The sequence below is a fragment of the Aliirhizobium sp. YIM B11859 genome, assembly GCF_057163345.1.
The window spans coordinates 1050458-1073471 of the sequence record NZ_JBXHAY010000001.1 but is presented as its reverse complement, the minus strand read 5'-3'; the positions used below and the strand labels follow the sequence as shown (position 1 = coordinate 1073471).

Below are 23014 nucleotides of genomic sequence, written 5' to 3'. Positions count from 1 at the left end.
CCACTCCCGGTAAGTTACCGGCGCCACTCTAGATGGATCACTCTAAACAACAACTTTCAGCAGCTCGGGCGATTGCGGTGCACAACCGTTCAAAATTTACGTAAATCCATCAGGAACAGGGAGAGAATCGACCGAGACAGGATGAAATTACCTGCAGAATTGACAGATCACAGCTAGCGCTAGAATTTTATGTTGTGGGAACACGTCTCTGTGGCAACGACGCAACAGCGCACCTTTCTCCCACTGAGCGACTGCACAATTCGCTAATTTAGCTACTGATCAACAGCTCTTTGAAAAAGCAAATGCCGCACCCGTTTCCGGGCACGGCATCTCATTGGAAAAATGGAGGAATTCTCAGCCGGCTTCGGAAATCCGCATCACTGCGATCTTCAGATTGGCGAGCTGAACTTCAAGTTCGGCATAACGCTCGCGGTCGGCTGCGACCACTTCAGGGTCGGCATTGGCAATGAACTTCTCGTTGGAGAGCTTCTTGTTCAAGCGCTCCATTTCCTGTTCCGTCTTGACGATCGCCTTTTCGATACGGGCCTTTTCGGCGACGAGATCGATCAGGTTGCCAAGCGGCAGGCAGACGGTCGCTTCCCCGACGATGATCTGGGCGGCTCCCTTCGGTGCCGCCTCTGCCGGTTCGATGCTTTCGACGCGCGCCAGCCGCTTGATCGCAGCTTCGTGGCGACGCATGCGGAAAGCCGTCACCTCATTGGCGCCGACAACGATCAGCGGTGCCGTGGCAGATGGCGGCACGTTCATTTCGGACCGCGCCGAACGCAGGCCGGAGACGAGATCGACCAGCCAGTTGATCTCGCCGGCAGCATCCTCGTCGCCGAAATCGGCAGCCGGCCAGTCACCATGTGCCAGAAGACCGTCGCGCTCTGTCGTATGCGCCCAGAGTTCTTCCGTCATAAACGGCATGAACGGGTGCAGAAGCGCATAGGTCTTTTCCATGACATAGGCCATGCAGGCCTGGGCTTCCGCCTTGGCCTGCTCGTCCTCGCCCATGAACACCGGCTTCAGAAGTTCGACATACCAGTCGCAGACCTGGTTCCAGACGAAACGGTAGAGGCCACCGGCTGCCTCGTTGAAACGGTGCGTCTCGATCGCGGTCGTGACTTCATCAACCGTCTTCGACAGCTCGGTCAGGATCCAGCGGTTGACCGTAAGCTTCGCATCATCCGGCGCAAACGACGGGTCGCGGGAGACGCCATTCATCTCGCCGAAACGGGTGGCGTTCCAGAGCTTCGTACCGAAGTTCCGGTAACCGGCAATGCGGGCCGGATCGAGCTTCACGTCTCGTCCCTGCGCCGCCATGACGGCCAGCGTGAGGCGCAGCGCATCTGCGCCATATTCGTCGATCAGGTCGAGCGGGTCGATGACATTGCCCTTCGACTTCGACATCTTCTGACCGTTCTTGTCGCGCACCAGCGCATGGACATAAACGGTGTTGAACGGCTCGACCGGATTGCCTTCGGCGTCTTTCATGAAATGCATGCCCATCATCATCATCCGGGCAACCCAGAAGAAGATGATGTCGAAACCGGTAACCAGAACGTTGGTCGGATAATAGCGCGCCAGTTCCGGCGTCTTGTCCGGCCAACCAAGCGTCGAGAATGGCCACAGCGCAGACGAGAACCAGGTGTCGAGCACGTCTTCGTCGCGGGTCAGGATTTCGCCCGGCGCAAAGTTTTCGAGCTTCTCCTGAACCCAGGCCTTCCATGGCCCTTCATGCGCCAGATAATGCTGGACGGCTGCGTCAAGCGCTTCTTCCTCGGTCTTTTCGACGAAGCACTGGCCATCCGGACCGTACCAGGCCGGGATCTGGTGGCCCCACCAGAGCTGGCGCGAAATGCACCACGGCTCGATGTTTTCCATCCAGTCGAAATAGGTCTTCTCCCAGTTCTTCGGAACGAAGTTGGTGCGGCCTTCGCGGACCGAAGCGATTGCCGGCTCGGCCAGTGTCTTGGCGTCGGCAAACCACTGGTCGGTCAGCATCGGTTCGATGACGACGCCGGAGCGATCGCCGAACGGCTGCATGATCTTCTTTTTCTCGACGAAGGGAATGTCGTTGCCCTCGGCGTCCTTGATGGTGACGCTCAGACCTTCGGCATTGATCGCATCGATGATCTTGGTGCGCGCCGCCATCCGGTCAAGGCCACGATATTCTTCCGGCACGAGGTTGATCTCGTCGACATCGTTTTCGCTCGGCAATTCGCCGGACTTGGTGATCGACTGAGCCTTTGCGGCGCATTCGGCATAGGTTTCGCCATCGTCGCGCATCGATGCCGTCGTATCCATCAGTCGATAAAGCGGGATCTTGTTGCGCTTGGCGACCTGATAGTCGTTGAAATCATGTGCACCGGTAATCTTGACCGCACCCGAACCGAAATCCGGTTCCGGATATTCGTCGGCAATGATCGGGATCAGGCGGCGATGTTCTTTCGGCCCAACCGGGATTTCACAGAGCTTGCCGACGATTGGCGCATAACGTTCATCGGAGGGATGAACGGCAACCGCGCCATCGCCCAGCATGGTTTCCGGCCGCGTCGTGGCGATCGAGATATAATCACGCTCTTCCGAAAGAGTAACGTTACCGTCGGCATCCTTCTCGACATAGGTATAGGTCTCGCCGCCGGCCAGCGGGTACTTGAAGTGCCACATATGGCCGTCGACTTCCCTGGACTCGACTTCGAGATCGGAAATCGCCGTCTCGAATTTCGGATCCCAGTTGACCAGCCGCTTGCCGCGATAGATCAGGCCTTCCTTGTAGAGCGTGACGAAGACCTCGAGCACCGCCTTGGACAGGCCCTCGTCCATGGTGAAGCGCTCGCGCGACCAGTCGCAGGAAGCGCCGAGGCGCTTCAGCTGGTTGAAGATCACCCCGCCGGATTCGGCCTTCCAGTCCCAGACACGGTTGACGAAAGCTTCGCGACCCATCTCGCGACGGCCCGGAAGCTGGCGTTCGGCCAACTGGCGCTCGACCACCATCTGCGTCGCGATACCGGCATGGTCCATGCCCGGCTGCCACAACACGTCCTTACCGCGCATCCGCTCGAAGCGGACCATGATGTCCTGCAGCGTATTATTGAGCGCATGGCCCATATGCAGCGAACCGGTGACATTCGGCGGGGGGATGACGATGGTGAAAGTATCCGCACCCGGCTTGGCATTGGCACCGGCGCGGAAGGCATCGGCATCGTCCCAGGCTTTCGCGATCTTCGGTTCGACGGCGGCGGAATCGTAGGTCTTCTCGAGCATTTCCTGACCCGTTTTTTTTGTATTGTCTGAAAAGGTATTGGCGGTTGTTAAAGATGTGGGGCGCCGTAAGTCAATAAAAAAGCCGCCCCGGTGCCGGAGCGGCTCTATCTAACCACGCGTGTGCGGCGATTTAACGGCCCGACTAGCGGCGCGGTCCGCGCGCCACACGTTCGATCTCTTCCCGCACGAGGCGCTCGACCAGTGTCGGCAGATTGTCATCCAGCCATTCCTGCAGCATCGGACGGAGCATCTCCTGCGCCATATCCTCGACCGAGCGGCGTTCCAGCCCGTCGAAGACCTCGGCGAGTTCACCAAACGACCTTGCCACCTGGGCGCCGGCCGCCTCGGAAAGCAGGCCGGCCATTGCCGCAATCGACGTACCGGCAGGAACAGAGTTGGCCTCTTCGGCAACAGCCGGCGTCTCGACCATTTCGGGCAAGGCGGCAAATGTCGCAGGTTCCGGAATTTCGACAGTCTCCGGTGCCACCGGCTGCTCGGATACAACCGGAGCCGGATCGATCATCGACGGCAGGTCGCGATCGGCGGCCTCGCCGAACGAGGGACGCAGTTCCGGCATGGGGAGGGAGACCACGGATGCGGACGTTTCCCGGAAAGCGACCGGCGCCACGAATTCATCACCTGCCATAACCGATGTCTGGGCAGAAGCCTCAGGCTCTTCGAAATGCGGGACCGGCCGGGACAAGGCCATTTCCTGGTGACGCACCGAAGCCGCCCGCACGCGTGCTGCCACATCGGCCAGCGACATCGACTTTTCCGCCGGAACGGAAGCCATCGCCGGTTCGGGCGCAGTAAATGCTTCCGGCTGCCGCGGCAGGCCCGGATCATTCGCCACGACATCGGGGACGAACGCCGTTTCCTGGAAATCGTCCATGTCCTCATCAGCGAATGCCGAGGGAACGGCATGAAGCGCAGCGGCGTCCGTCGTCGGATCGTTGCTTTCGATGATCCTGCGGATCGAGGCCAGGATCTCCTCCATGGAGGGTTCGCGCGCTACATTTGGCTGAGCCATTTCGTCCTCGTAATTGCCGAGTGTCTTTGGCTCCACCGATCGGAGCCGAACTCGCCTTACTGTAGGCACTCGACGCTCAGACACAATGAGAGGCGGAGCGTGAGTCGCGGCGATACACAGATTTTGCGCCTGTCTGAATCCGTGACGCAACAGCTTGCTGCAAAAAATGCGAAAATAACCGCAATAAAAAAGGAGGCGCCAGACGCCCCCTTCACTCATTCAGTGCGTCCCAGGCCACATCCGAGGCCCAAAGCACGTCGTTGCCTTCAGGAATTCACCTCCGAAAAAATCAGAACACGAATTCCTTGGCCTTCACGAAACCGGGCAGAGGCTTGACGGAGAGGTTGAAAAGCGAGCTTTCCGAAATAGCGCCATGTTCGCGAAGCAGCATCTTTGCCTCGGCCGAGTTGCCATAACCGACAACCGCGACAAGACGTCCACCTTCTGCGAGCTGGTCGAGAAGGGAAGCCGGCACCTCTTCGATCGCACCATCGACGAAAATCAGATCATAAGGGGCTTTGGCCGCAGAACCCTTTGCCAGATCGCCGGCGACGACCTCGACATTTGGACAGTCGAACGATGAAAGGTTCCGGCGCGCGTCTTCGACGAGGCCCGCGTCGCTTTCCAGAGCGATGACCGACCCGGCAAGCTGCGACAGAAGGGCGGCGACATAACCGCTTCCCGCGCCGACATCCAGAACCCGGTCATCCTTGGAGATCGAAGCCGCCTGCAGCAGCTTTGCCAGCGGCGATGCATCCATCATGTATCGGCCGGGAGCAAGCTGGATATCCGCATCCGCATAGGCCAGTGCCCTCACCTTTTCCGGTACGAACGCCTCGCGCGGAACCGAAAGAAAGGCTCGCAGAACGGAATGCGATGTCACGTCAGTTGTCCGGATCTGGCTTTCCACCATCTTAACCCGGGCGGCCTCGAAATCTATCATGTCCTGCGCCTCGAATACGGTCTGATCGACTGGTCACCCACCCGTCTTACTGGCGAGTGCTGGTGGTTTCAAGCAGCGAAAGCACCCATCGGAAAAAAGCCCACGACGGTTGCCTGATCCGGATGTGAAATCCTCCCCGACACGCGGTCATCCTGATCGCGACCAGCCGCCAGCAAATCGATATTAGAACAGTCCGAAGCACCCTTCGCAGGCGCAAAAGAGCGGCCCGAACGGCAGAGATACGGCACCCAAAACTCACGAAAAATGTCGGCCGTTAACAGGATAATGGAGAAATTTAACGAGCCGGAAACCTTTGTTAATTCTCGATTTTATTCGTTAAAACAGATAGATAGGATAATTCAGACCTTGGCGGCGACCCACCGGAGTTGCGCTGCAGCACAAGATTCCGCTTCCCAATTGACACAGAAGCGACATAAACTCCGGCAGTCAACGCAAGGAGGCAGACATGGGAAGAACTTACCCCCTCAATCTCCTGATAGTCAGTGCAGCCTTTGTATTTGTGGCTTCGATGCTGTTCATCTAGACCATCCGACTATCGGTCGTATCTTGCATCCAATACCGTTTGATATGGACCACAATTTCGAGAAACGCATGCTCCGTCGAGCATGCGTTTTTTCTTTTGTGGTTCACGCAGCCGCAATTGCTTTCGCGGCTTCCGGCTTGTAGCCGATATTGTCCAGCACAGCCGAGATCAGCGGCGACCGGTTCATCGTGTAGAGATGGATATGCGAAAATCCGAGCCGGCCGAGATCCTCGATCTGTTCGGCGGCAACCTCTGCAGCAACCTTGGCACGTTCCTCCGGCTTTTCGTCCAGCCCTTCGAACCGGTCGTCCAGAAAGCTCGGGACGGAAGCGCCGCAGCGCTTCGAAAAACGCTTCAGCTGCGTCAGGTTCTGGATCGGCATGATGCCCGGTATTACCGGCAAGGTAATCCCGGCGGCAGAAACGGCGTCCATGTATCTGGCGAAAACCTGGTTGTCGAAGAAGAACTGGGTCAGCGCCCGCGTTGCACCCGCATCCGCCTTGCGCTTCAACACATCGATATCGGCCGCCATATCGGGGCTCTCGGGGTGCCTTTCCGGATAGGCGGAAACAGAAATATCGAAGTCGCCATAGTCAGCAAGCGCCCGAACCAGATCCGCAGTCTGCTGGAACCCTTCAGGATGCGGTGTATAGACCGTGCCGATGCCCGCCGAAGGATCGCCGCGCAATGCCACGATACGGCGTACGCCCGCCGCTCGATATTCCTCGATGACGGCGCGAACCTCGTCCTTTGACGCATCGACACAGGTCAGATGCGCGGCAGTCGGCATTTTCGTGCCGTCGACGATCTTGGTCACCGCCGAAAGCGTCGGCTCCTTCGTGGAACCGCCCGCACCATAGGTCACGGTGACGAATTCGGGCTGCCACAGCGCCAGACGTTCGACCGTCTCCCACAATTGGGCTTCCATCTCCTCCGACTTCGGCGGAAAGAACTCGAAGGAGATCTCGAACTGCTGTTTTTTGGTCTTGTCGTTCATGATCACCCTTCCTGGAAAACAGAAATCGCTGCTGCCGGCTGGGCATCGGCAATCAGCATGCGGCGATCCTTCGCCAGCCATATTGTTACGGTCAGGCCCTCGTCCTGCTCGGGCGCTATGTCGATCGTCTTTTCGACCGAAAGACCGATCTTATCGAGCCAGTCACTGATCATCTCATGCGAAAAACCGAGGCGGACATGGGCGTGTTCCTCACGCAGATGCTCCAGCTTGTGCGGCGCCAGATCGACGATCAACAGCCGCCCTCCCGGCCTGAGTATCCGCGCCGCCTCACCGATCGCCAGCTCCGGCTGATCGAGAAAATGCAGCACCTGGTGGATCGTGACGACATCGAAATCCTGGCCTTCGAGCGGCAGGTTGAGGATATCCGCATGCCGGACGGAAGCCTTGACGATGCCAGCCTTGTCGAGGTTGGCGCGTGCCACAGACAGCATGTCGCGGCTCGCATCCACCCCGATGGCGCGCCGATAACGCGGCGCAAGCAATTGCAATATCCAGCCGGTACCCGTTCCAAGATCGAGCAGCGAATCGATCGGAGTCGTGCCGACAAGACGCAGCAGGGCCTGTTCGACCGCTGAATCGCTCGCATGCAGCCGCCGCAACTCGTCCCACTCGGAAGCGTTGCGGCTGAAATAGGCCTGTGCGCGCTCCGCCCGCTGCCGTTTGACCGACTGGAGCCGCTCGCCATCCCTCACCAGCACCGGGTCATCGGAAGCAGCCGCATCAAGAAGGGTGCGGACCAGCGTAGCCCCCGCTTCGTCACGGCGCAGGCGAAAATATGCCCAGGCGCCTTCCTGGTAACGATCGATCAGCGCATCTTCGGTCAGAAGCTTCAGGTGACGCGAAATCCGGGGCTGTGACTGGCCAAGGATTTCGGTAAGATCGGTCACCGTCAGGTCGCCGCGCGAAAGAAGCGCAAGCAGCCGGAAACGTGTCGGTTCCCCGACCGTTTTCAACACGTCCACCAGCGTATCGAGCGGTAGCGACATTCATCCATCCTTGGCAATCAACATATAAAGATATCTTTATGTGATTTCGGATGAACTTGCAAGCTGCAAGTCACTACGTCAACAGCTTGAAAAAGAAAAGGGCGGCGTTGCCGCCACCCCAATCAAATTTCAGGACTTGCAGATGCCTGCGGCATCGCGCCGAAGACCTTAGAACTCCTGCCAGTCGTCGGACACAACCGCTGCTGCAGCACCACCTCTCGAGCGTACCACCGGAGCCGATGTTCTCGGAGCATAGGCCGGCTGAGCTGCCGGGCGGGCCTGCGGTGCAGCCGCGCGCATCTGCGAGGCGGTATTGCGCAGCCCGCCGGTTGCGGCGGCGGTGCCGAGATTGAAGCTGGAAAGCAGCCCCTTGAGGTTGGTGCTTTCCTGCGCCAGTCCGGCGCCGGCCGCACTCATTTCCTCGACCATGGCGGCATTCTGCTGGGTCGCCTGATCCATCTGGTTGATGGCGGTGTTGATCTGCGACAGACCGACGGACTGTTCCTGCGCGGCCGTGGCGATCGCATCCATATGGCGATTGACCACCAGCACCAGTTCGGCGATCTGGGTGAGACCGTCGCCGGTATCGCTGACCAGCTTCACACCCTCGCCGACCGCGACCGCCGAGTTGGAAATCAGCGACTTGATTTCCTTGGCCGCATTGGCCGACCGCTGCGCAAGTTCGCGAACTTCCTGCGCCACGACCGCAAAGCCCTTGCCGGCTTCACCGGCACGCGCTGCCTCGACACCGGCATTCAGCGCCAGGAGGTTGGTCTGGAAGGCGATCTCATCGATCACGCCGATGATCTGGCTGATCTGTTGCGACGATGCTTCGATCCGCTCCATGGCCGCGACGGCATCGCGCACGACCTCGCCCGATTTATCCGCCCTCGCCGTCGCGTCGCGCACAACATCGCGGGCCTCGCCGGTACGCTTGGAAGTGTTGACGACATTGGAGGTGATCTGTTCGAGAGCGGCAGCGGTTTCCTCCAGCGAGGCCGCCTGCTGTTCGGTACGCTTGGAAAGCGTGTCGGAGGCCTCCGAGATCTCATTCGAACCGCCCGCTACGGTCGCAACCGCATCGCCGACACCGCTCAACGCCCGCCGCAACTGCACGACCGACGTATTGAAGTCGGCCCGCAAGGCCTCGAACTGCGGCGCGAAATGCTCATGGATCTCGCAGGTCATGTCGCCATCGGCCAGAAGCCGCAGGCCGGCCGCCAACTGGCCGGTGGCCTGCGTGAGACGGGCTTCCGCTTCCGCTTCCGCCCGCGCCTGCAGCTCGGCCTTTTCCCGCTCTGCGGTCTGGCGATTGCCTTCGGCCTCGTCTTCAAGCTGCTTGTTGCGGATGGCTGCCTGACGGAACACTTCGACCGATCGGGCCATCGCACCGATCTCGTCGCCACGTCCGGCACCGGCAACATCGACGTCCAGCTTGCCGGAGGCAAGCTCGCCCATGCAGTCCGTCAGGCGCGAAATAGGCCTGACGACGCGGCCGATGACGATATACATGCCAACGAGCGCGATGACGACGGCCAGCAGGAAAAGCGAGGCATAGCTGGCGAGCGACCAGAGCGCCGCATCCTTCTGCACGGCGGCCTGCGCGACGAGCTGGTCCATGGCCAGTGAGGCAACGGCGGCAACGTTGCCGAGCGCCGAAGTGATCTTCGGCCGCCACTCGTCGATGCCGACCGGGCTGACCTGACCGGCCTGCAGCTTGCTGACGACATTGGCGCGCCATGCCGCAAAGTCACCGGCAAAATATCCCTGCTCCGCATCGGCAAGTGCGCCCTTCAAAGAGGCGGGTGCGCTGGGATGACCGACCAATATCCGGACAGAATCCCAGGCAAGCTTCATGGCGGCATCGCCGGCAGCAACCTTGAAAGCCTCGTCACCGGCAAAGGGGCGCCCTTCGGTGATCGGGCCGTTCATGACGACCGCGGAGGTTCCGCCATTGGCACGCGCCGCCCAGGCAAGTGCACGGGTCTGAACCAGCGCCACCATGGAAGGATCGGCATCGCGAATGGCATTCTCCGCACTGACAGACGCCTTTTCCAGAGCCGTCAGGTAATCGCTGCCGAGACCGAAGGACTGCGCGGCAAGATCCGCAGGACGAGCAGCAGGCTCAAGCGCCAGCGCGTCATCGATCTGCTTTCTCTGCGCCACGACGCGATCATAAACCGATTTCATCCCGCCGAACGAAGACTTGAGGTCGGATGCCTCGACATCGGCCATGGCGGTAGCGGCCTCTGCCATTGCGGCATCCACCTTCGCCCGCGAGCCCTTGACACTCTCCATCGTTGCGGCAACCGAAGAGCGCGGCAGCTGAAAAGCGGTGCCGGTATCGCCGCGCTCGCTGCGGAAACTCAAAAGCGCATTGAAGAGCGCCTTGTCCACCTGCGCCAGATCGGCTGCGGCAACTTGAGACTGATAGGTCGAATAGGCATCGAATGTCGATTTCGCGACAACGCCGGCCAGCGTCACGCTGACGACCACGAATGCGCCGGTGAGAGAATTGCGGATAGATAACATGCCAGCACCCACTTATGTTGCAGTGCGGTAAATCTGGCCTCATCCAATTAAAATTTTAATAAAACCTCCGAAATTCAAGTATACACTGCAAACAACAGCGCCTCGCAACTTTGAATTGCAAGGCGTTGTTATTGAACATATAGGAAAAAGGGAAATTAAGACTTGGACTTCCCTTTATAGACTTGGTTAGCGCGTCAGTCGCTTGTAGGACTGGCTGCCCGGGTTAAGAGCGTCCGGGCCGAGACGACGGACCTTATCCTGTTCGTAGTCCTCGAAGTTGCCTTCGAACCACTCGACATGACCATCACCTTCGAAAGCCAGGATATGCGTCGCCAGGCGATCGAGGAACATGCGATCATGGCTGATGATGATGGCGCAGCCGGCAAACGCTTCGAGCGCGCCTTCAAGCGCACCCAGCGTTTCCGTGTCGAGGTCGTTGGTCGGTTCGTCGAGCAGCAGCACGTTGCCGCCGGCCTTCAGCATCTTGGCAAGGTGGACGCGGTTACGCTGACCACCCGAAAGATTGCCGACCTTCTGCTGCTGGTCGCCACCCTTGAAGTTGAAGGCGCCGCAATAGGCGCGGGAGTTCATGTCGAACTTGCCGAGCTTGATGACTTCTGCACCACCCGAGATTTCTTCCCAGACGGTCTTGTTGCCGTCGAGAGCATCGCGGCTCTGGTCGACGTAACCCAGATGTACGGTTTCACCGATACGAACACTACCCGCATCCGGCTTTTCCTGGCCGGTGATCATCTTGAACAGGGTCGTCTTGCCGGCGCCGTTCGGGCCGATAATGCCAACGATGCCGCCCGGCGGCAGCTTGATCGACAGGTCGTTGATCAGAGTGCGGCCTTCAAAGCCCTTGGTGATGCCTTCCATCTCAATGACCACCTGGCCGAGACGCTCGGAGACCGGGATGATGATCTGCGCATCGCCGGGACGGATACCGTCGGCTGCGTCCACCAGCTGTTCATAGGCCTTGATACGGGCCTTGGACTTGGCCTGACGCGCCTTCGGGCTGGAAGCGATCCATTCCTGTTCGCGCGACAGCGCCTTCTGGCGGCCGGCTTCTTCGCGGCTTTCCTGCTGCATGCGCTTGGCTTTCGCCTGCAGGTAGGCCGAGTAGTTGCCTTCGTAAGGAATGCCACGGCCGCGGTCGAGCTCGAGGATCCAGCCGGTGACGTTGTCGAGGAAGTAGCGATCGTGGGTGATCATCATCACGGCGCCGGGATAATCGCGCAGGTGCTTTTCCAGCCAGGCGATGGTTTCGGCATCAAGATGGTTGGTCGGTTCGTCGAGCAAGAGCAGGTCCGGCTGCGACAGCAGCAGGCGGCAAAGCGCGATACGACGGCGTTCACCACCCGACAGCAGCGTAACGTCGGCATCCTTCGGCGGGCAGCGCAGGGCTTCCATCGCCATCTCGACCTGCTGTTCCAGATCCCACAGGTTCTGGCTGTCGATAATATCCTGGAGCTTGGCGCCCTCGTCGGCCGTCTCGTCGGAATAGTTCATCATCAGTTCGTTGTAACGATCGATGACGGCCTGCTTGTCGGCAACGCCGACCATGACGTTCTCGAAGGCGTTCTTGGCCGGATCGAGATGCGGTTCCTGTTCCAGGTAACCAACGGTCGCACCTTCGGCGAGCCAGGCTTCACCGGTGAATTCCTTGTCCTGGCCGGCAATGATGCGCAGGACGGTCGACTTACCGGCGCCGTTCGGGCCGAGGATACCGATCTTGGCATCCGGGTAGAACGACAGATTGACGTTCTCGAGGATCTTCTTGGCGCCATAGGACTTGTTCAGTCCCGACATGTGATAGATGAACTGACGTGCCATCGATAATTGAGCTCCGGGGGAAATTCGGTTTGCCGCTATGTAGGCGAAGACGGGCCGCGGGGCAATGTATGCCGTGTGCAAACCACATGCTTTGAACCCGATGGACGCTTCAGCGGCCTCAACGCAGGGCGGAATGATCGATACGGAAGAACTGCAACGCATTTTCTTGCGCCATGGGTAGCCGGACAAGGCCTGGCCACGCTTCCCCGGCAGATAGGGCTCGGTAGAGGGGTGCCGCCCCCTCCGCTCGATCAAGCGGAAAACGGCAGGCGGCAACATAATCGAATGGCGCCAATGCACGGCGGCGAACGTCACCATCAGAAGACATGAAAGCCTCGAACATCCTTTTCATCCCCGGGGATGCACGGTGAAAGGGGACGGCCGAGACGGAAAATCCCGCAGGCAGAACCGACACCAGCTTCATCGAGATCGCCGGTGTGGAAACGACAATACCCGGCGGCATTGCCGATGGCATCGTGAAGTCCGCCCCCGCACATTCGTCATAGATCATGTAAACAGCGGTATCGTGAATCAGTTTCCTCGGGATCAGAACCACCACTGTGATCGCGATCGCCACATAGGCGACGACGCATGTCAGCGCTCCTCGCCGAATGATCGAGAAATAACCGTTCTCACCGGCTGACGCTGTCACGATCCGCAGCGCAAGCGGCAGAAACAACGGCGCGAAGGCGAATGTGAAGCGGACATATCGGCTGAGCATCAACGTCAACGCGAGGCTCGCCCATGCGACAGCAAGCACAACGATGATCCCCGCCTTGTCCCGGCGCTGTTGGAAGAACAGCACCGCCGTCGCACATGTCAGGATCGTTGCGAAAATCACCGCATGCACGATGATTGCCTGCTCGCCCTGTCCGACGAGGTAGAGGGCACCATGCTCCTGACTGACATTGTCCAGCCAGTATTTTGCCGAGACGAGATCGATCATCCCGTAGGGCCCGGCAAGACATTCGGGAAAGATCACCGCGAAAGCCGCCATCAACGCTGTCGTAGGCAGAGCCATGACGAGGACCTTCACGACCGGCCTCGATCGGGCAAATGGGCCCGAAACCGTCCACAGAATGGCGCCGAAGCCGACAAGCAGTGTTATATAGGGCGCGGAAAAGGCATCGCATTGCGTTGACGAAAGCCCGGACGGCCCGATCAGCACGAAGGCCAATGGCAGGCATGGAAGCGTGATCGCGATCGCCGCGGATCTGATGATGACGGCAGCACCTTCCACCCGCAAAAGGAAAGCGCCGATCAGGCCGGCAAAGGCGAAAACGACAAAGGGCAGCCCTTCCAAGGCGATTGCTATTGAAAACAGGCTGCCGATCCCGATCAGTAGCCCGCCGCGGCGATCCCAGCGGACAAGTCCATGCATAATCGCCATAAGCGCGATGAGCTGCATGTTGTGATGATCTATACGCCCGGGCACGAATTCCCAAAGCGCCGTGGTCATCAGCACCGTCGACATCGACAGAACCAAGTAGGGTGAAGGCAACACCGGCAGGCCGATGCGTCGGTAGATGGCCGCACATTGCAGGCAGAAGATCGCAAACATCATCGGCGGCCAGAGATTGAAGGCCAAGGAGAGCCCCTCCTCCCGGCCGACAAAAGGCGCCAACATATGGCTGAGCAGCACGTAAGGAGCATCGACCAGCCGCGACCACGGAGAGGCATAAATCTCCGGGCTCCGGATCATCGGCAGCGTCATGTCCCACCAGTCGGCCCCACCAAAGATCAGCTGCCTGATCTGCAGCTCGCGCATCCGGTCGTCGACCTGCCCGACAAACAACCGGGCGCTCTCCAGGCGGGACAGGCAAAACACCGCGCCGGCAAGCAGAACCGTCACATAGATATTCATCAGGCCGAAGCGAGAAGAACTCGTCGCGCTGCTGTCCTGTCCTATGCGCGGATGTGCCATGTTTATCGTCCAGCCCCCCGCATTTCCCAGCAACAGGGATAGGCGCAAGCCTTTAAGATTGCGCTACACTGCACGGTCTGCGAAACCTCACGACCGACACTGACGAACGGGGTTAGAGGAGGAAACATGTTCGCCACGCGACAGGTCCTGCACACAGCAGGCGACGCGGCAATTGCCTATCATATGCAGCCGGCTACCGCACCGGATCGCGGAATATTGTTGATCTCCCATGGCTTGGCGGAACACTCGAAACGTTATCATGCCTTTTCCGCGGCCATGGCGGCCGAAGGGTTCAATGTCTATGTCTGGGATCATCGCGGACATGGCGAAACGACGGCGCCCGATGCTCCGATCGGTCGTTTTGCCCTGAAGGATGGCCGACGCGCTGTCATCGACGATCTGATGGCCATACGGACACAGGCGACCGCGGCTCATCCCGACCTGCCGGTTGTTCTCTTCGGCCACTCCATGGGGGGGCTGATCGCGCTCAACGCGGCGGTCGATCATCCAAAGGCCTTTAACGGCCTCGCCATATGGAATTCCAACTTCAATCCGGGGTTTGCCGGCCGCGCCGCACAAGGCCTGCTTCTTGCCGAACGGGCCTTGAAGGGTTCCGACACGCCGAGCGGTCTGCTGCCCCGCCTCACCTTTGGCGCCTGGGGCGACAGCATTCCCGGCCATCGCACACCGTTCGACTGGCTGAGCCACGATCCGGCGGAGGTGGACGCCTATATCGCCGATCCGCTCTGCGGTTTCGATGCCAGCGTGTCGTTATGGCTCGATCTTTTCGAGATGACCTTCCGCGCTCCACAGCTCGCCTCACGCCTGCCGAAAAATCTTCCCGTTCATCTTCTTGGCGGCGGTGAGGACCCGGCAACCGACAAAGCCCGCGCAATACTCTGGCTTTCCGGCCATTTCCGCAGACACGGCCTTAACAACGTCACGACGCGGTTCTGGCCGCATACCCGGCATGAGACCCTGAACGACACTGTTCGCCACGAAGCGACGGCCGAATTCGCCGTCTGGGCCGCTTCAGCCGTGAGGCAGGGCTCGACGACGACGGAATGAGTTCATGACTTTTCTTCAAGTGCGCAAAAAGTCGCGCCCCGGTATATCCACGCCATGAATGCATCATCCTCCGCGTCACGCTCCGTATCGCAGCCTGCCAGCATCACTGCCGGTCTCGGCCTGATGATCCTTGCCATGCTGCTCGCGCCGCTGATGGACGTGTTTTCGAAACTCGCCACCGATACCGCCTCACCGATGATGATCACCATGGCCCGATTCGTCCTGCAGGGCCTTTGCATGATGCCCTTCGTGCTCTGGAGCGGCTCGTGGCGCAGGTTTTCGTGGCGCATGAGCTTTTTCCATGCCATCCGCGCGGCAGTCGTTGCCCTGTCGATGATCTGCTTTGTCGCCACGCTCGCTGTCATGCCGGTGGCCGATGCGGTCGCGATCTTCTTTGTCGAGCCGATCATCCTCACGGTGCTCTCCAGCATATTCCTCAAGGAGACGATTGGCTGGCGGCGTTATACGGCCTGCGCCGTCGGCTTCATCGGCGCGATGATCGTCATCCGCCCGAGCTTTCAGGAAATCGGCGCGATCGCGCTGCTGCCGGTCGTCACCGCCTTCTGCATTGCCATCTTCGCCATGATGACCCGCGCCCTGTCCCAGCGCGAGGACCCTTTGGCGATGCAGTTCCAGATGGCGCTCTGGGGCGTTCCGATCTGCGCGATCCTGCTTCTCCTTGGCGACGCCGCAGGGGTCGAGTTCCTTGCCCCCTCTCTGCCGGACCCCACCACTCTGACATGGCTGCTCGGCGTCGGCATCTTTGCCACCCTCTCGGGCGTGTTCAGCGTCTACGCCTATCGCGCAGCGCCTGCCTCGGTTCTCGCGCCGATCCAGTATTTCGAGATCGTATCGGCGACCCTCTTCGGCTGGCTCGTCTTTGACGACTTCCCCGATTCGATCAAATGGCTCGGCATTTCCATCATCATCGGCTCCGGCCTCTATATCATCTGGCGTGAAAGCCGCGTCGCCTCGATCAAACCCGTCACCACCAGCGAAACGACATCGGTAGCCCCCTGACCATGCACATCGCCGACAAGAAGCCGCCGCTCGCCGGCATCCGTGTTCTCGAACTCGCCCGCGTTCTGGCCGGCCCCTGGGCAGGCCAGATGCTGGCAGACATGGGCGCCGACGTCATCAAGGTCGAGAACCCGGAAGGCGGTGACGACACGCGCGCCTGGGGTCCTCCTTTCGTCGAGAGCAATGACGGCGAGAACCTGTCGGCCGCCTATTACCATTCGACCAACCGCGGCAAGCGTTCGATCGCCATCGACCTGAAGACCGAGGAAGGCCAGGCTGTGATCCGCCGCCTGGCCGCGCAGTCGGACGTGCTGATCGAAAACTTCAAGATCGGCGGCTTGAAGAAATACGGCCTCGACTACGAGAGCCTCAGGACGATCAACCCGAAGCTCGTCTATTGCTCGATCACCGGCTTTGGCCAGGATGGCCCTTATGCGGCGCTGGCCGGTTACGATTATATCGTCCAGGGCATGTCCGGCTTCATGTCGATCACCGGCGAACCGGATGGCCAGCCGATGAAGGCCGGCGTGGCGATCGCCGACATATTCACCGGCATCTACGCCGTCACGGCCATCCAGAGCGCACTGATCCATGCGATGAAGACCGGCGAGGGTCAGCGGGTCGACATGGCCCTTCTCGATGTGATGTCTTCGGTTCTCGCCAATCAGAACATGAACTATCTGATTTCCGGCATTGCCCCCGTCAGGCTCGGCAATGCCCATCCGAACATCTCACCCTATGAGGTCATCCCGGTTCAGGATGGATATGTCATCCTCGCGGTCGGTAATGACGGCCAGTTCCGGCGCTTCTGCCGCATTCTCGGCATCGAACCTGTCGCCGACGACGAGCGTTACGCCACCAACAAGGCGCGTGTTGCCCACCGCATAGAGGTGCGCAGCCTGCTCATCGCCGAGACAATGAAGTGGCTGAAGGCCGATCTTCTGGCCGCCTGCGGGGAAAATGCGGTTCCCGTCGGACCGATCAACACGATCGGCGAGATGTTCGAGGATCCGCAGATCAAGGCGCGCCAATTGCGAGTAGACCTCGAGTCTGCCGACGGCACGATCATTCCGGGCGTGAGGAGCCCGATCGTATTGTCCGAAACACCGCTCGCCTATCATCGTCCAAGCCCGAAACTGGGCGAACACACGGATGAGATACTGGCGGAACTGACTGCAATGGAGGAGGAATGACGCTTATGAAAACCGGTGGCCAGCTGATCGTCGAGGCCCTGAAGGCAAACGGCGTGAAACGCGTTTCCTGCGTTCCGGGCGAAAGTTATCTTGCGGTGCTCGATGCGCTTTATGAAAGCGGCATCGAGGTCATGGTGTGCCGCCAGGAAGGTGGAGCCGCGATGATGGCCGACAGCTGGGGCCGGCTGACCGGCGAACCCGGCATCTGCATGGTCACCCGCGGCCCGGGCGCCACCAATGCATCGGCCGGCCTGCATGTCGCCAGGCAGGATTCGATCCCGATGATCCTTTTCGTCGGTCAGATCGGCCGTGACATGAAAGAGCGCGAGGCGTTTCAGGAAGTCGAATACCGTCGCGCCTTCACCGAATTCGCCAAATGGGTCGGCGAGATCGACGATGCCCGCCGGATCCCCGAATTCGTCACCCGCGCCTTTGCCGTCGCCACCTCCGGCCGCCCCGGCCCGGTCGTGCTGACGCTTCCAGAAGACATGCTGGTCGAAGAGGTCGAGGCACCGCAAGCCCGCCGTTACATGCCGGTCGAAAGCCATCCCGGCAAAAGCCAGGTCGTCGAATTCGAAGGGCTGCTGAAAGAGGCGCGACGGCCGATGGTCATCCTCGGCGGCACCCGATGGAGCGAGCAGGCGGTCACGGATTTCCAGGAATTCGCCAGCCGCTTCAAGCTGCCGGTCGGTTGTTCCTTCCGCCGCCAGATGTTGTTCGATCATCTGCATCCGTCCTATGCCGGCGATGTCGGCATAGGCATCAATCCAGCGCTCGCCAGCGAGATCAGGGATTCCGACCTGCTGGTGCTCATCGGCGCCCGCATGTCGGAAATGCCGTCATCCGGCTACACCCTGCTCGACATTCCCTATCCGAGCCAGAAGCTCGTCCATGTCTTCCCCGACCCGCAGGAACTCGGTCGCATGTATCGTCCGGATCTGGCGATCTGCGCAGGTCCGGCGGAATTCGTCGCGGCGATCAGGGATCTGGACCCCCCGGCCCTGCCGCTCTGGACCGAGCGCAAATCGGCAATGCACGACGCCTACCTCAAATGGTCGACGCCACCCGAGACCGGCCCCGGCAAGGTGCAGATGGGCCCGATCATGGAATGGATCGAGAAAAACGTGCCCGACGACGCGATATTCACCAATGGTGCCGGCAATTATGCGACCTGGGTGCACCGTTTTCATCGCTTTCGCAAATACAACACCCAATCCGCGCCGACCTCCGGCTCGATGGGTTACGGCCTGCCTGCAGCGGTGGCCGCCAAGCAGCTTTTCCCCGCACGTGAAGTGATTTGTTTTGCCGGCGACGGCTGCTTCATGATGCATGGGCAGGAATTCATCACGGCCGTGCGTTATGATCTGCCGATCATCACGGTTCTGGTCAATAACGGCATCTACGGCACCATCCGCATGCATCAGGAGCGGGAATATCCAGGCCGCGTCAGCGGCACCGATCTCGTCAATCCGGATTTCGTCGCTTATGCGAGAGCCTTCGGCGGTCATGGTGAACTGGTCGAAAACACCGATGATTTCGGGCCGGCTTACCTGCGCGCCAAAGAGAGCGGCAAACCCTCGATCATCGAAGTCCGGCTCGATCCGGAAGCAATCACCCCGGCACGAACCCTGACACAGATCCGCGAAAAACGCTGACCGGTGAGCATTTGCTCAAAGATCTCGGAACCTTCCGCCAACAGCTCCGTTTGTTTGGCATGGCTAGTGAAACGAAACGAAAAGCACTGGGAGGCATGTCGACCTTTGTCGTCGTGATCTTCCTCATCGCAATCGCCTTGGCGGCCTTTTATCTGTTCGGCATGACGCCCGGCGAGCCGTAATCATCAGAAATAGCAAAGGGGCCGGAAAAATCCGGCCCCTTTCGCATGTCTGACACTGCAATCATTCGAAGTCGGCTGTCACCGATCCAAAATCATCGTCCGAGCTGTTGCTTGAAAAGTTTGGCAAGCCGCGTGCAGAACTCGACGGTAAATTCCTTCGACGCCTTGGCGTAAGCGCGGGTCGTCTTGATTTGAGCGTCCTTGAAAGCCTGCTCGGTCACCGTTTTGGGATCGGCATAGGTCTGGCTCGCATATTTCAGAAAAAGGGATTTCGAATCCCAGACCATGGAAGGGCGCTTGTAGCGAATATCGCAGGCGCGTGCATAGACCAGGGCCTGCCCGGCCACTTCCAGTTCCGATCCCGCCGGAATGGCCGGAAGGGTATCGGCTTGGGCCGCGGCGGCCGAAAGGCTGCCGGCAACTGAAATCGCCATCAGACCTATTCTGAACATCCGCGGCTCCCGATATCAGATCGCCGCTGTAACGACGAATTCAACCTTGTATTTCGGAGCGGCCAGCTTGGCTTCGCTGGTGGCGCGGGCCGGCGTGTTGGCCGGATCGACCCAGGCTTCCCAGGCTGCGTTCATTTCGCCGAAATAGGACATGTCGGAGAGATAGATAATGGTCTGCAGGATCTTCGACTTGTCGGAACCGGCAGCGGCGAGCAGGCGGTCGACTTCAGCGAGCGCGTCCTTGCACTGGTCCGTCACGGTTTCGCCGTCGCCAACCTGGCCGGCGAGATAGGCGGTGTTGCCGTGAACGACGGCGCCGCTCATACGGGCGCCGGGTTCGATGCGCTTGATGCTCATGGGAATGCTCCTGAATGCTGAGCTTTGGGAAAGCATGGCGCGAGAGCCGCACCATGCGCGAAAAGGTCAGTTAGCCCTTGAAACGCAGGGCCTGTTCGTAGATCGCGGTCGAGCGGGCGCCCGAGCGGCAGAAACCCAGCATGGGCTTCTGCAGATCTTCCACGGCGTCGACCATCTCGGTTACGCCTTCGGGCGTCAGGCCCATGCGACCGACCGGAATATGGCGGATCTCAAGACCGAGTTCCCTGGCGCGAGCCTCGATTTCGGCGTAATGCGGCTGGCCTGGTTCTTCCTCGTCGGGGCGGTTACACACCAGCGACTTGAAGCCGAGTGCCTTGATCTCGTCCAGTTCGTCGACGGTGATCTGCCCGGAAACGGAATACTCGTCGTTGATCTGGCGGATATCCATGGCGCAACCTCCATTTTTTGTTGGGCGCAAGCATTACGCGGTGCCTCGACGAGCGTCAACGACAGAAGCCGGCTTCTCAGACGAAAGCAAAACGAAGCGCGTATTCGACACCTTCGCCCGGTTGCAGCCATTGCAATTCACCCGTTTGCTGCAGCTCCTTGCGGCTCGCCAACCGGTGCGAAACGGGCTCGATGCCCAGCACATGCGCCGGCGCCTTCTGGTTTCGCCAGATCTGCAGATAAGGCAGGGTATCGGTCCTGAACCGGACTTTCAGCGTCGAACCGCCGATCGCGGCGATCGGCCCGAGCGCCACCTCCGCCCATGCCTCACCTTCCCTTGCGGCAGGCACGCAGACGACGCTGCCCGGCTCCGGGCCGAAATCCCAGGGCATCCTCCCGCCATCGAGCATCGCGCCGGACAGATGCACAGGATCGTCGAACAGCCATGCGCCGATATTCATGTGATACATATGCACCCGCGCCATCGGCCGGGCGCCGGTATTCGTCACCCTGTCCTGCAGGCACACTTCGCCGGTACCGCTGTCGATCCTCCAGTGCCGTTCAAGGAGTGCGCTCCCGCCATCCGCGGTGACGACCGATACATGTGCATGACACTCCGCGTCCTCGTTTTGCATCTCCCAGAAGGTGATCTCGGCGGGATGCGACGAGAACGAGCCGTGCAGCGGATATTGCCTCCCGTCCACATCTCCCTCGATTGGAGCCGGATGACGGATATGATCCGGGCCGCAGGTAAACAGGAAGCCTTCGAGCGAATGATCGATTCGCGCATCTCCGTCGTCGGGTATGGCCCTGCCCGGCGCCATGTCGATATCGTTGACGAAGCAGCTGCCGATGTCGAGAACCGAGCTTTCGTCCAGCAAAAGCCGCGGCCCGAGCACCGATGCGAAGGTTTTCATGAGCATTTCCTCCTGACGCTCACAACGTGGTTACCAAGGGTGAGCGAAATTTAATGGTTCGTTCATCGCAAACTGGGATTCTTCCTTAGAAGCGTCAAATTTACCTTGTCAGTCATCGCACTTAGCAAACGGGAACCAAGAAACCTCATTCCCGATTACCTTAAGCAGGCAACATTATAATCGGTGAGATCGTGAAGCGCTCCTTCTTCGTCAGTATCAGTCTTTTGGTCTTCGCAGCATCGCTGGCCGAGCCTGCCGCAGCGCAGTCCCGTTATGGTTATGGCAACGGCGCAGTCCTTGTGGCCCCCGACGGAGCCATCCTCGATTATACCCCGAACAGCCGCGACATCATCGTCAGCCGTGATGGCGCCGGCCGCCGTGTCTATCTTGATCACTATGGCAACATCGTCGCGACCGAAATGCGGCAGGACAACAGCCAGCCACGCTACGACCAATACCCGGCCGCCCCGCGCAACGATCGCTACAACCGCCAGGCCGAGACCTACCCGTCACAATACGGCAACCAGGGCGGCTATCGCGACTATCGCCAGTACAGGCCGAATGACCCCGGTGCAGTCACCGGATCGATCGGCGGCTCGGTGACGCGTATGCCACTCGACAACCAGCAGATCCCGAATGCCGACCAAGGTTATTCGGAGGAAGCGTCGCTGGAGCCCAATCCTTCGCAGGCCGAGGACCTGCATCCGAACAAGACGGTGATAACCGTCACCAAGAAGCCTCAGGCCGAGATCGCTGCGCTGCAGGTTTTTCTCGATCGTGAAGGCATATCGCCGGGCGTGATCGACGGCCATCTCGGCGACAACGTCAACAAGGCTGTGGCCGCCTGGCAGGAAATGACCGGCGAGACGCTCGACCCGAACAATTCCGAAGAGATCATGCAGCGCCTCGCCTATTCCGGCGGCCTGCCGATCGTCGATTACACGATCAGCGCCTCAGACGCAGCCGGCCCCTACGTCGCTTCAATCCCGGAGGATTACGCCCACAAGGCAGCCCTGCCCGCCATGGCTTATACGTCGGTGACGGAAAAGCTCGCCGAACAGTTCCACATGGACGAAGGGTATCTCAAGGCGCTCAACCCGAATGCCGACTTCACCATCCCCGGCACGATCGTCAAGGTCGTCAATCCCGGCCAGACCAAGACCGGCCAGGTGACACGGATTATCGCCGACAAGGCTCGCAAGCAGGTCTTTGCCTATGGAGCCGACGGCAATCTGATCGCCGCCTATCCGGCAACCATCGGCTCATCCGATACCCCCTCGCCGTCAGGTACCCACACGGTCGAGCGCATCGCGCTCAATCCCGGTTACACCTATAATCCGAAGATCAACTTCACCCAGGGCAACAACACCCAGATCCTGCAGATCCCACCGGGCCCGAACGGTCCTGTCGGCACGGTCTGGATCGCGCTGTCGAAGCCGACCTACGGCATTCACGGCACACCGGAACCTTCGAAGATCGGCAAGACCAACAGCCACGGCTGCGTGCGATTGACCAACTGGGATGCGACCGAGCTTGCCAAGATGGTAAAGCCCGGAACGACGGTGGAATTTGTCGAATAAATCTCTGCCGCGTTGACATGACGATCAAACGATAATGGCGGGTTTTCGCCCCTACCCCTGATCGACAGGTGAAATCCAGGTGGATCCGGCTCCCTCACC

General features: G+C 59.9%; 18 protein-coding genes. 6 read left to right on the top strand and 12 right to left on the bottom strand.

The features are described from left to right. Positions 1-354 precede the first annotated feature (354 nt). From AC2GXZ_RS04975 to AC2GXZ_RS04940, 8 genes are all read right to left on the bottom strand, one after another. Positions 355-3270 carry a valine--tRNA ligase gene (locus AC2GXZ_RS04975; protein ID WP_483757996.1) on the bottom strand — a complete coding sequence of 972 codons (2916 nt, stop codon included), beginning with the start codon at positions 3268-3270 and terminating at the stop codon, positions 355-357. A 142-nt stretch (positions 3271-3412) separates the two neighbouring features. Beyond that, positions 3413-4300, bottom strand: coding sequence for a PopZ family protein (locus AC2GXZ_RS04970; protein ID WP_483757995.1), 888 nt, complete (start codon positions 4298-4300; stop codon positions 3413-3415). Positions 4301-4589: 289 nt separating this feature from the next. Next, positions 4590-5243, bottom strand: a complete 654-nt coding sequence (locus tag AC2GXZ_RS04965; RefSeq protein WP_483757994.1) for a protein-L-isoaspartate O-methyltransferase family protein — start codon at positions 5241-5243, stop codon at positions 4590-4592. Between the two features lie 647 nt (positions 5244-5890). Continuing rightward, positions 5891-6784: a methylenetetrahydrofolate reductase [NAD(P)H] gene (metF, locus tag AC2GXZ_RS04960; RefSeq protein WP_483757993.1), complete on the bottom strand. Its 894-nt coding sequence runs from the start codon at positions 6782-6784 to the stop codon at positions 5891-5893. A 2-nt stretch (positions 6785-6786) separates the two neighbouring features. Beyond that, entirely contained in the window at positions 6787-7791 is a 1005-nt protein-coding gene (locus AC2GXZ_RS04955) for an ArsR/SmtB family transcription factor (protein ID WP_483757992.1), read from the bottom strand. 168 nt (positions 7792-7959) lie between these two features. Further along, positions 7960-10323, bottom strand: coding sequence for a methyl-accepting chemotaxis protein (locus AC2GXZ_RS04950; protein ID WP_483757991.1), 2364 nt, complete (start codon positions 10321-10323; stop codon positions 7960-7962). Positions 10324-10509: 186 nt separating this feature from the next. Beyond that, positions 10510-12159 (bottom strand): energy-dependent translational throttle protein EttA, encoded by a 1650-nt coding sequence (ettA, locus tag AC2GXZ_RS04945; protein ID WP_483757990.1) that lies wholly within the window; start codon positions 12157-12159, stop codon positions 10510-10512. Between the two features lie 118 nt (positions 12160-12277). Next, positions 12278-14083, bottom strand: coding sequence for a hypothetical protein (locus AC2GXZ_RS04940; RefSeq protein ID WP_483757989.1), 1806 nt, complete (start codon positions 14081-14083; stop codon positions 12278-12280). A gap of 126 nt (positions 14084-14209) precedes the next feature. On the opposite strand from AC2GXZ_RS04940, the gene AC2GXZ_RS04935 reads away from it, so the two are divergent. From AC2GXZ_RS04935 to AC2GXZ_RS04915, 5 genes are read left to right on the top strand one after another with little or no spacing between them, the layout of a single operon-like run. Continuing rightward, positions 14210-15151 carry an alpha/beta fold hydrolase gene (locus AC2GXZ_RS04935; protein ID WP_483757988.1) on the top strand — a complete coding sequence of 314 codons (942 nt, stop codon included), beginning with the start codon at positions 14210-14212 and terminating at the stop codon, positions 15149-15151. A gap of 54 nt (positions 15152-15205) precedes the next feature. After that, entirely contained in the window at positions 15206-16171 is a 966-nt protein-coding gene (locus AC2GXZ_RS04930) for a DMT family transporter (protein WP_483757987.1), read from the top strand. A 2-nt stretch (positions 16172-16173) separates the two neighbouring features. Beyond that, entirely contained in the window at positions 16174-17364 is a 1191-nt protein-coding gene (caiB, locus tag AC2GXZ_RS04925; protein WP_483757986.1) for a succinate--glutarate CoA-transferase, read from the top strand. Beyond that, entirely contained in the window at positions 17361-19019 is a 1659-nt protein-coding gene (locus AC2GXZ_RS04920; RefSeq protein ID WP_483757985.1) for a thiamine pyrophosphate-binding protein, read from the top strand. The genes caiB and AC2GXZ_RS04920 overlap by 4 nt, the downstream gene beginning before the upstream one ends. An 11-nt stretch (positions 19020-19030) precedes the next feature. Continuing rightward, on the top strand, positions 19031-19201 hold the full coding sequence (locus AC2GXZ_RS04915) for a hypothetical protein (RefSeq protein WP_483757984.1): 171 nt from the start codon (positions 19031-19033) through the stop codon (positions 19199-19201). A gap of 92 nt (positions 19202-19293) precedes the next feature. On the opposite strand, the gene AC2GXZ_RS04910 is transcribed toward AC2GXZ_RS04915, so the two are convergent. The 4 genes from AC2GXZ_RS04910 to AC2GXZ_RS04895 form a co-directional block, all read right to left on the bottom strand. Further along, complete coding sequence (locus AC2GXZ_RS04910; RefSeq protein WP_483757983.1) at positions 19294-19635, bottom strand: hypothetical protein; 342 nt, start codon at positions 19633-19635, stop codon at positions 19294-19296. A gap of 33 nt (positions 19636-19668) precedes the next feature. Further along, a complete protein-coding gene (locus AC2GXZ_RS04905; RefSeq protein WP_483757982.1) occupies positions 19669-20010 on the bottom strand; it encodes a RidA family protein in 342 nt (113 codons plus the stop codon). Between the two features lie 70 nt (positions 20011-20080). Then, complete coding sequence (locus AC2GXZ_RS04900) at positions 20081-20419, bottom strand: protein tyrosine phosphatase family protein (RefSeq protein WP_483757981.1); 339 nt, start codon at positions 20417-20419, stop codon at positions 20081-20083. A 76-nt stretch (positions 20420-20495) separates the two neighbouring features. After that, positions 20496-21335, bottom strand: coding sequence for a DUF4432 family protein (locus AC2GXZ_RS04895; RefSeq protein WP_483757980.1), 840 nt, complete (start codon positions 21333-21335; stop codon positions 20496-20498). 191 nt (positions 21336-21526) lie between these two features. Between AC2GXZ_RS04895 and AC2GXZ_RS04890 the strand changes: the two genes are divergently transcribed. Beyond that, positions 21527-22915, top strand: coding sequence for a L,D-transpeptidase family protein (locus AC2GXZ_RS04890; RefSeq protein ID WP_483757979.1), 1389 nt, complete (start codon positions 21527-21529; stop codon positions 22913-22915). Positions 22916-23014 lie beyond the last annotated feature (99 nt).